11 protein-coding genes are annotated in these 13,751 nt (G+C 65.3%); 6 read left to right on the top strand and 5 right to left on the bottom strand.

Annotated elements, in window-relative coordinates:
• The first annotated feature begins 304 nt into the window (after positions 1 to 304).
• Together AC3FKG_RS14605 and mdoH are read left to right on the top strand one after the other, a co-directional pair.
• A complete protein-coding gene (locus tag AC3FKG_RS14605) occupies positions 305 to 1,906 on the top strand; it encodes a glucan biosynthesis protein G (RefSeq protein WP_488743407.1) in 1,602 nt (533 codons plus the stop codon).
• Positions 1,879 to 4,473: a glucans biosynthesis glucosyltransferase MdoH gene (gene mdoH, locus AC3FKG_RS14600; protein ID WP_488743406.1), complete on the top strand. Its 2,595-nt coding sequence runs from the start codon at positions 1,879 to 1,881 to the stop codon at positions 4,471 to 4,473. The genes AC3FKG_RS14605 and mdoH overlap by 28 nt, the downstream gene beginning before the upstream one ends.
• A 55-nt stretch (positions 4,474 to 4,528) precedes the next feature.
• Here mdoH and AC3FKG_RS14595 read toward each other — a convergent pair whose 3' ends face one another.
• A complete protein-coding gene (locus AC3FKG_RS14595) occupies positions 4,529 to 5,113 on the bottom strand; it encodes a hypothetical protein (protein WP_483711744.1) in 585 nt (194 codons plus the stop codon).
• Between the two features lie 361 nt (positions 5,114 to 5,474).
• Between AC3FKG_RS14595 and AC3FKG_RS14590 the strand changes: the two genes are divergently transcribed.
• Positions 5,475 to 6,695: a Bcr/CflA family multidrug efflux MFS transporter gene (locus AC3FKG_RS14590; protein ID WP_483711743.1), complete on the top strand. Its 1,221-nt coding sequence runs from the start codon at positions 5,475 to 5,477 to the stop codon at positions 6,693 to 6,695.
• A gap of 3 nt (positions 6,696 to 6,698) precedes the next feature.
• On the opposite strand, the gene AC3FKG_RS14585 is transcribed toward AC3FKG_RS14590, so the two are convergent.
• A complete protein-coding gene (locus tag AC3FKG_RS14585) occupies positions 6,699 to 7,526 on the bottom strand; it encodes a mechanosensitive ion channel family protein (RefSeq protein WP_483711742.1) in 828 nt (275 codons plus the stop codon).
• A 190-nt stretch (positions 7,527 to 7,716) separates the two neighbouring features.
• Entirely contained in the window at positions 7,717 to 8,919 is a 1,203-nt protein-coding gene (locus AC3FKG_RS14580; RefSeq protein ID WP_483711741.1) for an ammonium transporter, read from the bottom strand.
• Between the two features lie 520 nt (positions 8,920 to 9,439).
• Between AC3FKG_RS14580 and AC3FKG_RS14575 the strand changes: the two genes are divergently transcribed.
• The 3 genes from AC3FKG_RS14575 to AC3FKG_RS14565 all read left to right on the top strand — a co-directional run bounded on the left by AC3FKG_RS14575 (position 9,440) and on the right by AC3FKG_RS14565 (position 10,866).
• Positions 9,440 to 9,721, top strand: a complete 282-nt coding sequence (locus AC3FKG_RS14575) for an HU family DNA-binding protein (protein ID WP_008651272.1) — start codon at positions 9,440 to 9,442, stop codon at positions 9,719 to 9,721.
• A 178-nt stretch (positions 9,722 to 9,899) separates the two neighbouring features.
• Complete coding sequence (locus AC3FKG_RS14570) at positions 9,900 to 10,385, top strand: acyl-CoA thioesterase (protein ID WP_483711740.1); 486 nt, start codon at positions 9,900 to 9,902, stop codon at positions 10,383 to 10,385.
• A 7-nt stretch (positions 10,386 to 10,392) separates the two neighbouring features.
• On the top strand, positions 10,393 to 10,866 hold the full coding sequence (locus tag AC3FKG_RS14565) for a CreA family protein (protein WP_488743405.1): 474 nt from the start codon (positions 10,393 to 10,395) through the stop codon (positions 10,864 to 10,866).
• 39 nt (positions 10,867 to 10,905) lie between these two features.
• Here the strand turns inward: AC3FKG_RS14565 and AC3FKG_RS14560 are convergent, their stop codons facing one another.
• A complete protein-coding gene (locus AC3FKG_RS14560) occupies positions 10,906 to 12,654 on the bottom strand; it encodes a class I adenylate-forming enzyme family protein (RefSeq protein WP_488743404.1) in 1,749 nt (582 codons plus the stop codon).
• A gap of 134 nt (positions 12,655 to 12,788) precedes the next feature.
• A complete protein-coding gene (locus AC3FKG_RS14555) occupies positions 12,789 to 13,553 on the bottom strand; it encodes an SDR family oxidoreductase (RefSeq protein ID WP_483711737.1) in 765 nt (254 codons plus the stop codon).
• Positions 13,554 to 13,751: the final 198 nt, after the last annotated feature.

Below are 13,751 nucleotides of genomic sequence, written 5' to 3'. Positions count from 1 at the left end.
GGTGTGACGCGGACGTCCGCGACGATGGCGCGATGCGCCTTTGCCGCGGCAGGGGTTTCATTTTGTTGCAAACCTTGCGTGATCGAAACGTGACTTTTTCGTCTCGAATTGTTAAGGTTTATTGCACTTCGCACCCAAAGCGAGACCGGGCCGGCTGGCTCGGTTTTTTTCGTGCCCGGGCCGGCCGTGACCGTCGTGTCAGGTCTGTCTCTTGCTTGGCGGACCCATGAGTCGCCCGCCAGGCTGTCCGCCATTCCGGCCGCAAGAGCCGGTTGCACCGTCCACATTTCCAATCTGGGCATTCATGTCATCAAACGCCACGCTACGCCTGTCCGACCCTTCGCCTGCACGGCCTTCCGACAGTGTCCGCTGTCGCGGTGCATCGGCCGGCACGCGTGCGCGCGTGGCTCGGTGGCTGGGTGGCGGCGCCCTGGCTATGCTTGCCATGGCGGCGCATGCCTTCGATTTCGATACGGTCGCGGCGCGGGCACGCCAGCTGGCGGCGTCTCCGTACAAGGCCCCCGCACAGAACCTGCCGCGTGAACTGCGCGAGCTGTCCTACGATCAATACCGCGAGATCGAATACAAGCCCGAGCGCTTTGCGTGGCGCAATACGCGCCTGCCGTTCGAGCTGTCTTTTTTCCATGAGGGCATGGTGTTCGACCAGCCCGTGCGCATCCACGAAGTGGTCAGCGGCAGCGTGCGCGAGTTCCGCTTCGATCCGGCCGCGTTCAATTACGGGCCGCACAAAGTCGATGCCGCGCGGCTCAGGGGTTTGGGCTTCGCCGGTTTCCGCGTGCTGTATCCGCTCAACCAGGGCAAGCGCAAGGACGAACTGGCTTCGTTCCTCGGCGCGAGCTACTTCCGTGCGCTCGGCAAGGATCAGTGGTATGGGCTCTCCGCGCGCGGACTTGCAGTGGACACCGGGCTCAATTCGGGCGAGGAGTTCCCGCGTTTCGTCGAGTACTGGATCGAGCGGCCCTCGGCTTCGGACAAGCAGCTGACGATCTACGCGCTAATGGATTCGCGCCGCATCAGCGGTGCCTACCGCTTCGTCATCAAGCCCGGCGAAGAGACCGCGATGGAGGTCAAGTCCCGCCTGTTCCTGCGCGAGAACGTGACCAAGCTTGGCCTGGCGCCGCTCACCAGCATGTACCTGTACGGCGAGAACCAGCCTTCGTCGCAGTCCGACTTCCGTCCGGAAGTCCACGACTCCGACGGGCTTTCGATTCATCTCGGCACCGGGGAATGGGTCTGGCGGCCGCTGGTCAATCCGAAGCGCCTGCTGGTGACGTCGTTTTCCGCGACCAATCCGCAGGGCTTCGGGCTGATGCAGCGCGACCGCAGCTTTGCCAGCTACCAGGAGATCGGCGCGTGGTATGAGCGGCGGCCGAGCGGCTGGGTCGAGCCGCGCGGGAACTGGGGCTCGGGCAGGGTAGAGCTGGTGCAGATCCCGACGCCCGACGAGACCAACGACAACATCGTCGCCTACTGGGTGCCCGACAACCCGCCCAAGCCCAGGCAGCCGTTTGACTACGAATACCGCCTGATGTGGCAGAAAGATGGCGAGCAGATGCCGCCGCTGTCGTGGGTCACGCAGACGCGCCTGGGGCAGGGCCTCACCCGCAAGCAGGACGACACCAGCTTCTCGCTGGTGGTGGATTTCGAAGGCCCCGCCTTCCGCAAGCTGCCGGCCGATGTGCGCATCGACCCGGTGGTGTCGGCCGATGCCAATGCCGAATTGATCAAGACGTCGGTGCAGCGCAATGACGCCACCGGCGGCTGGCGCATGACCATGGTGATGCGCCGCAAGGATGTCAACAAGCCGGTTGAGTTGCGCGGCTATCTTCGCAACGGCAATACAACCTTATCCGAGACGTGGAGCTACATCTTACCCCCAGGCTAAAGCAGCGACCGGCCCAGGCGGCGGCATGCGAGCGCTATGTCGACCGCCTGCCCGTATCCTCTGAATTGCGCACGGAATTGCTGGCCGATCCGCCTGCGACCGTAACCGCCGCAACCACCGGAATCGCCATCGATCCACGCGATGCCCAGGCTGCGATCGAGCAACTGCAATCCAGGCTATCGGCGCGCGAACCCGCCAAGGGTGAATCCCCCGCGCCAGGCGGGCCGACCTACGCTTCCGTAGCGCGTCGTTTCTCGCTGGCCTACGGCAATCCGCAAGCCGCCGGCGAGCCCTTGCTCAAGCGCAGACCCGACGGCACCGTCCATGTCGATACCGGACCGGAGCCGGAACGCAGCTCGATGGTGCCGCGCCAGTGGCCGCCGCATATCGTCACGGGCTGGCTGCGCAACACCTGGCGCCGCATGCTGGGCCGCCCGCAGGTTCCCGAAACCTGGGACACCCTGCACGATGGCCCCGATGCCGAAGGCAAGTGGCATCCCGCCGGCTCGCACCGGCGCTGGTTCCTGCTGGGGCTGGTGATCGCGCAGACGGTGCTGGCCACGTACTTCATGACCAAGGTGCTGCCCTACCATGGCGCCGACCCACTGGAGATCGCGATCCTGGTCTTGTTCGCGGTGCTGTTCTCGTGGGTTTCGGCCGGCTTCTGGACGGCCATGATGGGTTTCCTGGTGCTGGCGAAAGGTGGCGACCGGCACCTGATCTCGCGCTCGGCCGCACCCGATGCACCGCTTGCGCCCGATGCGCGTACGGCCGTCATCATGCCGATCTGCAATGAGGATGTGACCCGCGTCTTTGCCGGCCTGCGCGCGACCTACGAATCGCTCGAGCGCACGGGCCATCTGGCCAATTTCGATTTCATCGTCCTGTCCGACAGCGGCAATCCGGACCTGCGCACGGCCGAGGTCGACGCGTGGATGGAAGTGTGCCGCGCGGTCGGCGGTTTCGGTCGCATCTTCTATCGCTGGCGCCGTCACCGAGTCAAGCGCAAGACCGGCAACGTGGCCGACTTCTGCCGTCGCTGGGGCCGCAAGTACCGCTATATGGTGGTGCTCGACGCCGACAGCGTGATGAGCGGCGATTGCCTGGCCACGCTGGTGCGCCTGATGGAGGCGAATCCGGGTGCAGGCATCATCCAGACCGCACCGCTGGCAGTGGGGCGCGAAACGCTCTATGCGCGCGTACAGCAATTCTCCACGCGCGTGTACGGTCCGCTGTTCACGGCGGGGCTGCATTACTGGCAACTGGGCGAATCGCACTACTGGGGCCACAACGCGATCATCCGCGTCAAGCCCTTCATGGAGCACTGCGCGCTGGCGCCGCTGCCCGGGCGCGGGCCGCTGTCGGGCGAGATCCTGTCGCACGACTTTGTCGAAGCCGCATTGATGCGTCGCGCGGGCTGGGGCGTGTGGATTGCGTACGACCTCCCGGGTTCGTACGAGGAACTGCCGCCGAACCTGCTGGACGAGGTCAAGCGCGACCGCCGCTGGTGCCAGGGCAACCTGATGAATTTCCGGTTGTGGCTGAAGCAGGGCTTTCACGTGGTGCACCGCGCCGTGTTCCTGACCGGGATCATGGCCTACCTGTCGGCGCCGCTGTGGTTCCTGTTCCTGTTGTTGTCCACGGCGATGCTGGCCCGCCATGCACTGGTGCCGCCCGAATACTTCACGCAGCCTTACCAGTTGTTTCCGACCTGGCCCGAATGGCATCCGGAGAAGGCGCTAGCGCTGTTCTCGGCCACTGCCACGCTGCTGTTCCTGCCCAAGCTGGCCAGTGTGCTGCTGCTGGTGCGGCAGGCCCGCCAGTATGGTGGCTTGTCGCGCCTGGTGCTTAGCATGCTGATCGAGGTCGTGCTGTCCGCGTTGCTGGCGCCGACCCGGATGCTGTTCCACACCAAGTTCGTCGTGGCGGCCTACAGCGGCTGGGGGATTTCCTGGAAATCGCCGCCGCGCGAGGACGCGGAGACCTCCTGGGGCGAAGCGCTGCGCCGGCATGGATGGCACACGATGCTCGGGCTCGCGTGGGGTGCGCTGGTGTACTGGCTGAATCCGTCGTTCGTGCTGTGGCTGTTGCCGATCGTAGGTTCGCTGGCGTTGTCGATTCCGCTGTCGGTCATGTTGTCGCGGGTGTCGTTCGGCCGCGCATCGCGCGAGGCCGGGCTGTTCATGATTCCCGAAGAAGCCATGCCGCCCAGGGAAATCGTCGAGACCCAGCAACACGTGGAGCAAGCGGCCGAGACGCCCGACTTCGTGGATGCCGTGGTGGATCCGGTGACCAATGCGCTGATGTGTGCCACGGCATCGGCCCGTGTCGTGCAGCCGGCATCCGTGAAGGAGCGTCACGCCGCACTGGTGCAGCACGCACTGACGAGCGGCCCGCGCGCGCTGACGGCGTCGCAGCGGCATATCCTGCTGGGTGATCCGTTTGCGCTGTCAAGGCTGCATGAACTGGTCTGGGGATCGCCGCTGGCCGATGCCGGGTGGAAGGATATCCGCCTGCTGGCCCGGCGCGCCCCGAACGTGCTGCCGCTGCGTCCGCGCGCCGCGTGATACGGAGCCGGGGCGCGGTACGCCCGCGCGGCGCAACGAAGTTGCGCCGCGGTCCTCAGCGCAGGGCCGCGGTGCAGATCGGCGCGTTGATGTAGACGTCGCCCACGCGGCGTTCGCCGCGATCGTTCCGTGTCATGTAGCGGAACATCATGCTGACGCCAAGCTTGGTCAGGATTTCCACGTCGCGGTTGGCGCAGATATTGCGCTGCAGCGGCGCCGCGTAGTTGACCTCGAAGCTTGCAAGATCCAGCATCGGCCCACGGTAGTTGGTCAGCTCGAGCTGGAACAGGACGTGTTTGCCCGGCGTCGACTGGCAGCGGCGCAGCCGGGTTTCCCCATCGATTTCTATCGGCAGTGCATCGTTGAGCTGACGGCACGCGCGCGCGAGCACGCTGTCGGGCCGATTGGTATTGCGCAGCAGTTCGGGTACGCCCGCGGCGCCGGTATTCTGCCCGGTGGCGGCGCCCTTGAGCATGCGGGACAGTGCGTCGGCTTCATCGAATACGGGGGCGGGCGCCGTGGCCGAGGCGGGCGTGCGCAGCGGTGTCGGCGCGCTTTGCGCCGGCCCGGGCCGCAGCAGTACAGCCGCGAGAGCGGCTGTGCCTAGCGTAGCGGTGAACGGCGTGTGTCGTAGTCTCATGCAGGATAACGTTGCCGGGGCAAGCCTGTCGCCCCTCTCTGCGCGGCCGCCGGTCTGTCGCATGGACAGGGCCAACAGGCTCGCATTGTACCCTCCACCCCCATTCGCGTGAAAGCAGCGCCACACGTTAACTCGTGCGCGGCTTCGCAAAATTGCCAGTCAGTCCAATACTGCCAAGATTAGGATATTTGTCGAACCCGATGTTGGCGGGGCATGGCAAGGCGCCGCCGCGGCGGGGCGGCAGATGTTACCGGCAGCGAAATTTGTCATTCCAGCCAGTTTTGTCATGCTGTGCAACAATTCGCGGTCTGGCGGCTGGCTGGCACGCCGCCGCCGGCACGGACTTCCGGAATTCACACTGATGCCTCAATCCTCCAGCAGCCACAAGGCTGCGCGCTTTCCCGTCTGGCTGCTGATCTGTGCTTCGCTGACGGCCATTGCGCCGTTGTCGATCGATATGTACCTGCCCAGCTTCCCGGCGCTGTCCGCGGACCTGCACGTGGATATCGGCCAGGTACAGCTGACGCTGGGCACTTTCCTGGTCGGGCTGGCACTCGGGCAGGCATTCTACGGACCGATCAGCGACCGCTTCGGGCGCAAGCCGCCGTTGTACGTCGGACTGGCCCTGTACGCGCTGGCCGCGGCGGGCTGCGCCATGGCGCGCAGCGTCGAGTCGCTGATGCTCTGGCGTTTCCTGCAGGCGCTGGGCGGCTGCGCCGGCATGGTGATGGCCCGCGCGGTGATCCGCGACCGGCTCGAGGCCCACGAATCGGCCCGGGCCTTCTCGTCGCTGATGCTGGTGATGGGGTTGGCGCCGATCCTCGCGCCGATCATCGGCGGAGCCATCCTGACGACGCTGGGCTGGCGCGCCATCTTCTGGCTGCTGACGCTTGCGGGCCTGCTGATCCTGGCGCTGGTGCACTTCCGCATGGAAGAGTCGCTGCCGCGGGAACGCGCCGCGCGGCTGCATCCCGGTACGGTCGCAGCCAGCTATTTCGAGTTACTGCGCGACCGCGAGTTCCTGGGCTATTCGCTGGCAGCCGGATTCGGGCAGGCCGGCATGTTCGCCTATATCGCCGGGTCGCCGTTCGTGCTGATCGAACTCCACGGCATCGACCCCTCGCACTATGGCTTTGTCTTCGGTGCCAATGCGTTCGGGCTGATCGCCATGTCGCAACTGAACGCGCGCCTGGTGCAAGGGCGCACGCTTGACCGGGTGCTCGGCCGCGCGGTGCTGGCACCGTGTGCCGCGGGCCTGATGCTGGCGGCCGCGGCGCTGGCCGGCGTACTGGTGCTGCCCGTGCTGCTGGCCGGGTTCTTCGTCTTTATCGGATCGCTGGGCTGCATCACGCCCAATGCGTCGGCGCTGGCGCTGACGCATCAGGGGCATCGCGCCGGCACGGCCTCCGCGCTGATGGGCACGCTGCAGTTCTCGCTCGGCACCGTGGCCGGCGCCGCCGTCAGCCTGTGGCACGATGGCACGGCCCTGCCGCTGGCAGTGGTGATGGCCGCGTGCGGTATCGGTGCGGTAGCGCTGCGCGCCTGGGGGAGCGCGCGGCCGTCTGCAACGGCGGTAGCCTGAGCGTCAGGCCGCGGCGTTTTTCACGACCACCATCTGCGCCGGCATGGGCGCGGCGTAGCCCGCCTGGCCAAAGCTTTCGCGGATGATGCGATTGGTGTCGAAATACACCTGCCAGTAGTGGTCGTTGTGGCAGTAGGGACGTACCGCCAGGACCGGCCCCACCAGCGTGAATTCCAGGATCTCGACGTCGACCGGAGGATCGGCCAGGACGTTCGGAATCGCGCCGATACGCTCCTTGAGCAGCGTCATCGCCGCGGCGGCGTCGGTACTGCCGGCGAGCTGGGCCTTCAGTTCGACGCGGCGGAACGGGTTGATGCTGAAATTCTGGATGGTGTCCGAGAAGATCTTGTTATTGCCGATCACCGTCAGCACGTTGTCCGGCGTGTCTAGCGTCGTGGCGAACAGGCCGATCTCGCGCACCGTGCCGGTGACCCCGCCGATGGTCACGAAATCCCCGACCTTGAACGGTCGCAGCACGACCAGGAACGCGCCGGCCGCGAAGTTGGCCATCAGGCCCGACCAGGCCATGCCGATGGCCACGCCGGCTGCGGCAATCAATGCCGCGAAGGTCGTGGTCTGGATGCCGAAGTAGCCCAGGATGCCGATCACCAGGACCACATTCAGCGCGACCGTTACGATCGAGCCGACGTAGCGCAGCAGGGTCGGATCCACCTGCTGCTTGCCCAGCCCGCCCTGGACCATGCGCACCACCACGTGGATCAGCCAGCGGCCGATGATCCAGAAGGCCAGCGCGGCCAGGATCTTGACCCCGAACTCCGTGGCATAGGCAATCACCACGATCCTCAACTTTTCCAACGTTGACGCATCCATCGGCATTCCCCTGGTCGATTGGCCGGCAAAGGGCCGGCACCAAACGAAGAACTGCGAAGACTGGCTGGCAAATCTTGCACGCTGGCGCGTCGCAAGATGACGGGCACGGCAATTATTGCCATGCCGTCCGGGGAAGTTCAAGAAAAGAATTGTCAGGAACGGCGCCTGCGCGCGCGTTCCTGCGGCGGGCTTACCAGTTGGTTTCGCGCTCTGGCGTGGCCGAGATGCGATGCAGCGTCAGGTCGGCGCCGTTGAATTCGGCTTCCGCATCGAGGCGGATGCCGACCAGCTTCCTCAGGGTGCCATAGACGATAGTGCCGCCCGCCAGGGCGATCACGATGCCGAGCAGCGTACCGATCAGCTGCGCGCCCAGCGAAACACCACCGATCCCGCCCAGCGCGTGCTGGCCGAAGATGCCGGCCGCAATGCCGCCCCAGGCGCCGCACAGCCCATGCAGCGGCCACACGCCGAGGACATCATCGATGTGCCATTTGTTTTGCGCGAGCGTGAACAGGTGGACGAACAGCACACCGGCCACTGCGCCGGTGATCAGCGCGCCGAGCGGATGCATCAGGTCGGAACCCGCGCAGACGGCGACCAGGCCTGCCAGCGGGCCGTTGTAGGCAAAGCCCGGGTCGTTGCGGCCGGCCCACCAGGCGGCCAGCGTGCCGCCGGCCATGGCCATCAATGAATTGATGGCGACCAGCCCGCTGATCTTGTCCACGGTCTGGGCGCTCATGACATTGAAGCCGAACCAGCCTACCGCGAGCACCCATGCACCGAGTGCCAGGAACGGAATGTTCGACGGCGGGTGCGCGCTGATGCGGCCATCCTTCTGGTAACGGCCGCGGCGCGCGCCGAGCAGCAGTACCGCGGGCAGGGCGATCCAGCCGCCGACCGCATGGACCACGACCGAGCCGGCGAAATCATGGAACGGGGCGCCGGTCAGGCTGGTGATCCAGTCCTGGATGCCGAAACGATGGTTCCAGGCAATGCCTTCGAAGAACGGGTAGACAAAGCCCACCAGGACAAAGGTCGCGACCAGTTGCGGATTGAAACGCGAACGTTCCGCAATGCCGCCCGAGATAATCGCGGGAATGGCCGCGGCAAAGGTCGCCAGGAAAAAGAACTTGACCAGTTCGTAGCCGCTCTTTTGCGCCAGCGTATCGGCGCCTGCCATGAACTGCACGCCGTAGGCGACGGTATAGCCGATAAAGAAATAGGCAATGGTGGAAACCGCGAAGTCCACCAGGATCTTCACCAGCGCGTTGACCTGGTTCTTCTTGCGCACCGTGCCCAATTCCAGGAAAGCGAAGCCGGCGTGCATGGCCAGCACCATGATTGCGCCAAGCAGGATAAACATGGCGTCGGTGCCAGTCTTCCAATTGTCCATAGGTCCCTCATGCTCAAAATGGGAGCATGGGTATGCAAAAACCATTCCAGAACTGGCCGCATACTGGTGCCATTTGCACCGCCATGGTGGAATCCGCACCGGATATCCGCAGGGGCGGCCCGGATTCCAGGGGGCGAGGTGGTGCAGATCTTCGATAACGAAAGGAGCCAGATCGTCCGTGCGCGCCAGAATGATGCAGCCGGCAGGGGCTTTTATGAACCTTGACGGTGCATTGCACCATAGCGGTGAATGATGGGTGCTGCACCACGATGCCTTGCTAGGGGGCGACAGGCCGGAACCGCCCGCTTGCGCTCCAGTCCGAAATAACGCAGAGAAAGACGCCGGAACAGAGCGGGAAATCGCCCGCTAACCGGCCTCAAGCAAGGATTTCCGGGTTTTTTCGTTGCATTGGTGCCACTGGGGATTGCCCAAGGCGCGAAGGGCAGATTAGACTGCGCCGATCGATGCAATGCCTGCTGGCAGATACATCGGTGACGACGACCAACAAGGGAAATCAGCCATGAATAAAGGTGAACTGGTATCGGCCATCGCCGCGGAAGCAGAACTGAGCAACGCCGCAGCCGAGCGTGCGCTCAACGCAGCGCTGGACAGTATCAAGAAGGCAGTGGCAAAGGGTGATTCGGTAACGCTGGTGGGTTTTGGCAGCTTCAGCTCGGGTAAACGCGCCGCACGCACGGGCCGCAACCCGCGCACGGGCGAAACGATCAAGATTCCGGCCGCGAAGACCGTCAAGTTTTCTGCTGGACAAGGTTTCAAGGACGCCGTGAACAAGAAGAAGTAAGCGGTTTGCGTCCGGAGTAGCGAGAGAGCGGCCTGTCGGGCCGCTTTTTTATTGGCCGCGCGCGTGGCGCTCCGGCCATATCAGGCGCCTGCCCAGGCCACATCAGCCCCGGCGCCCCCGAGCGCCGGTTTACGGGTTACACTGCCGCGCCTCGGCCCCCGCAACTTGCACCACCATCATGAACGACCAGTCCCACCAGCTTTCCATGACCGTGCTGATGACGCCGGACATGGCCAATTTCTCCGGCAACGTGCACGGCGGCACCATCCTGAAGTACCTGGACATGGTGGCCTATGCCTGCGCCAGCCGCTACGCCGGCCGGTACGTGGTCACGCTGTCGGTGGATCAGGTGGTGTTCCGCCAGCCCATCCACGTCGGCGAGCTGGTGACCTTCCTGGCCGCGGTGAACTTCACCGGGCGCAGCTCCATGGAAATCGGCATCAAGGTGGTGACCGAGAATATCCGCAGCAAGCTGGTGCGCCACACCAACAGCTGCTATTTCACGATGGTGGCGGTCGACGACAACGGCGCGCCCGCCGAAGTGCCGCCGCTGGAGCCGCGCGACGAAGTCGAGCGCCAGCGCTTTGCGGCGGCCCAGCAGCGCCGCGAACTGCGCCAGGAAATGGAAAAGCGCCGCGACGCCATCAAGGTGACCGGGAGCTGATTTGGCCATGGCGTGCATGCTTTCCCTGCTTGCCGGTGCCTGCCTGACGGCGGGCGGCGCCCATGCGCTGGCCGAGGAAATCGGCAGCGTCAATACCAATTTCCGCATGACCGGCTCGGACAAGGTGGTCATCGAGGCGTATGACGACCCGATGGTGCAAGGCGTGACCTGTTACGTGTCACGCGCGCGCACCGGTGGCATCAAGGGTACGCTGGGCATGGCGGAAGACCCGCCCGAGGCGTCGATCGCGTGCCGCCAGGTGGGGCCGATCTCGTTCAAGGCGCCGCTGCGCCAGCAGGACAACGTGTTTTCGGAGCGCATGTCGATCCTGTTCAAGACCCTGCATGTGATCCGCGCCGTCGACCGCAAGCGCAATACGTTGGTCTACCTGACGTATTCCGACCGCATCGTCAGCGGCAGCCCGCAGAACAGCGTGACGGCCGTGCCGGTGCCCGCCGCGACCGCCATTCCGGTCAAGTAAGCGCGCGAACGCCCGGCTATCCGGGTTGCCGGGCCCCGCTCATGCTTCTGGCCCGAACAGCTTGCGCAGGTTCGACTTCAGGATCTTGCCATTCGCGTTGCGCGGCAGCAGGTCGGGCAGCACGAGGATCCGTACCGGCACCTTGAACGCCGCCAGCCGTTCCGCGACAAACGCCTGCAGCTCGGTTTCGGTCGCGTGCAGGCCGGGCTTCAGGCTGACCACTGCCCCCGGTTCCTCGCCCAGCACCTTGTGCGGAATGCCGACCAGGGCGGCATCCATGACCGCCGGGTGCTCGTACAGCGTACTTTCCACCTCGATGCAGTAGATGTTCTCGCCGCCACGGATCAGCATGTCCTTCATCCGGTCGACGATGTAGAGAAAGCCCTCGTCGTCGATCCTGGCGATATCGCCGGTGCGCAGCCAGCCATCTGCAAAGGTCTGTGCGGTGGCCTCGGGCTTGTTCCAGTAGCCTCGCACCACGTTCGCGCCACGCACCATCAGCTCGCCGGCTTCACCGGTTGGCAGCGCGTGTCCGCGCCCATCCACGACCTTCATTTCGCCAATCGGCAGGGCCGGACCACTGCTGTCCGGACGCACCACGTATTCTTCCGCGCTGTGGCTCGTGAACGTGGCGGAAGTTTCGGTCATGCCCCAGCCGATCCCCGGCGCCGACTGCGGAACGGTTTCGCCGATGCGACGAACGAGTTCCGGCGAGGCCGGCGCGCCGCCGTAGCTGATGCTCTCCAGCGACGACAGGTCGAAGCGGGCGCGCTCCGGGTGCTCCAGCAGCTGCCAGGCGATGGTGGGCACGCCGCCAGCCGTGGTGCAATGCTCGCGTTCGATCAACTCGAGCGCGCGCAAGGCATCCCAGCGATGCATCAGCACGATCTTGCCGCCGCTCGCCAGCGCATTGTTCAGCACGGCCATGCAGCCGGTCACGTGGAAGAACGGCACGGACAGCAGCGCGGCCTTCTGTGGTGCCGCGGGGTCGGGTGCGGGAATCGGCTCGCCGCGGCGCAACAAGTTGCGCAGCGGGCTGAACAGGCCGGCCACGGCGACGCTGGTGGCATTGCGATGCGTGCCCAGCGCGCCCTTGGGTTTGCCGGTGGTCCCCGAGGTATAGAAGATCGTTGCGTCGTCTTCCGGCGTGATGTCCACGTCCGGAAGCGGTAGCTCGGGCAGCGTTGCCCAGGTCGCGGAGTGGCCGGTCACGGATTCCAGCGGCACGACCTTCGGATCTGCCTCGAGCGAGCCCGCGCGCGATACGTAAATGCGCTCCAGTCCGGGGCAGCTGGAAAGATGCCCTGCCAGCCGATCCAGCCGTTCCGCGTCGACGATGGCCACGCGGCTGCCTGAATCGGCCAGTCCATATTCAAGCTCGGCGCCGGTCCACCATGCATTCAGCGGCGTGACGATGGCGCCCGTCAGCAGCGCGCCGTAGAACGCCACCGGCCACTCGGGCAGGTTGCGCATGGCGACTGCCACGCGGTCGCCGGGTCGGACGCCGTCACGCGCGAGTGCCTGCGCGACATGCAATGCCGCGCGCCGGAAGGCTGCATAGGTGACGCGCTCGTCTTCATACACCAAGAAGGTGCGTTCGCTGAAGGCTTGTGTGGCCTGGAACAGGTCGCGCAGCGTGGGCGGCGCGTTTTTCCAGACCGTAGTGGGAATGCCGCGAATGACGCGCGTTTCCGTTTCGAACGGAGCGCCCGGCGCGGTAAGCCGGGCGTGGGCCGCGGCCAGTGACATGGCGGGCCAGCTGGCGGACGGCTCGAAATTGCTGGACATGACTGCCTCCCGGACTGCAATGCAGGTAGGGGACGGCGCAACACGCCGTCCTTCAGGGGAAATGCAGGAAATGCAGGAAATGCAGAGTCACGGGGCTAGCGCGCAATACGGCCGCGCCGCCTTGCGTCAGGGCCTCAGATCGTGACGCCGCCGTCAACGACCATGGCCTGGCCCGTCATGAAGGTGCTCGCGGCCGAGGCCAGGAAAACGGCCGCGCCGGCGATCTCGACCGGTTCGCCGATACGGCGCAGCGGCGCACCCTGGGTCGATTGCTTGTAGCGCTCGGGGTCTTCCCACAGCGCGCGTGCGAAGTCGGTCTTGATCAGTCCGGGCGCAATGCAGTTCACGCGCACATTGTACGGGCCGAATTCCACGGCGAGGTTGCGCGCGAGCTGGAAGTCGGCGGCCTTCGAGATGTTGTACACGCCGATGGTCGGCGAGCCGCGCAGGCCGCCGATGGACGAGACGATGATGATCGATCCGTCCTTGCGTTCGATCATCTGCGGCGCGACCATCTGGATCAGCCAGTGGTTGGAGATGACATTGTTGTCCAGCACCTTGCGGAACTGGTCGTCGGACACGCCGCTCATCGGACCGTAGTACGGGTTCGACGCCGCATTGCAGACCAGGACATCGATCTTGCCGAACGTGCGGTTGGTTTCATCGACGAGGCGCTGCAGGTCGTCCTTCGAGGAGATATTGGCCGGGATGGCGATCGCGGTGCCGGCGCCGTGGCGCGCATTGATCGCGTCGGCCACTTCCTGGCACGCCTCGAGCTTGCGCGACGATATGACCACCTTGGCGCCCTGGACCGCCATCTGCTCCGCAATGGCGCGGCCGATGCCGCGCGATGAGCCCGTCACGATCGCGACCTTGCCCGACAAATCGAACAATGACATGGAGTCTCCTGATATCGGTGCGGCCCGTTCGGGGCCTGCCTGTGTTCTGTTGGACAGCGCCCCTTGGGGCCTGCCGGCACATTATGGTTGGGGCCTCTGGCCCAGTCCACAGGCAAGCGGCCGCCTGCGGGCCCATATCAGTATTCTTTCTGCGGGCAATGCGCGGCATGCATGAGCGCGTCCGCACAGCGCCGGGGT

The sequence above is a fragment of the Cupriavidus sp. 22TCCZM04-2 genome (genome assembly GCF_057798895.1).
This window is presented reverse-complemented; position numbering and strand designations above follow the sequence as displayed.

Bases quoted from the DNA above. Each gene is read 5' to 3' on its own strand.
- AC3FKG_RS14580 (WP_483711741.1), bottom strand. From the start codon at position 8,919: ATGGACAATTGGAAGACTGGCACCGACGCCATGTTTATCCTGCTTGGC.
- AC3FKG_RS14555 (WP_483711737.1), bottom strand. From the start codon at position 13,553: ATGTCATTGTTCGATTTGTCGGGCAAGGTCGCGATCGTGACGGGCTCA.
- AC3FKG_RS14585 (WP_483711742.1), bottom strand. From the start codon at position 7,526: ATGGATGCGTCAACGTTGGAAAAGTTGAGGATCGTGGTGATTGCCTAT.
- AC3FKG_RS14595 (WP_483711744.1), bottom strand. From the start codon at position 5,113: ATGAGACTACGACACACGCCGTTCACCGCTACGCTAGGCACAGCCGCT.
- AC3FKG_RS14565 (WP_488743405.1), top strand. From the start codon at position 10,393: ATGGCGTGCATGCTTTCCCTGCTTGCCGGTGCCTGCCTGACGGCGGGC.
- AC3FKG_RS14605 (WP_488743407.1), top strand. From the start codon at position 305: ATGTCATCAAACGCCACGCTACGCCTGTCCGACCCTTCGCCTGCACGG.
- AC3FKG_RS14570 (WP_483711740.1), top strand. From the start codon at position 9,900: ATGAACGACCAGTCCCACCAGCTTTCCATGACCGTGCTGATGACGCCG.
- AC3FKG_RS14560 (WP_488743404.1), bottom strand. From the start codon at position 12,654: ATGTCCAGCAATTTCGAGCCGTCCGCCAGCTGGCCCGCCATGTCACTG.
- AC3FKG_RS14575 (WP_008651272.1), top strand. From the start codon at position 9,440: ATGAATAAAGGTGAACTGGTATCGGCCATCGCCGCGGAAGCAGAACTG.
- AC3FKG_RS14590 (WP_483711743.1), top strand. From the start codon at position 5,475: ATGCCTCAATCCTCCAGCAGCCACAAGGCTGCGCGCTTTCCCGTCTGG.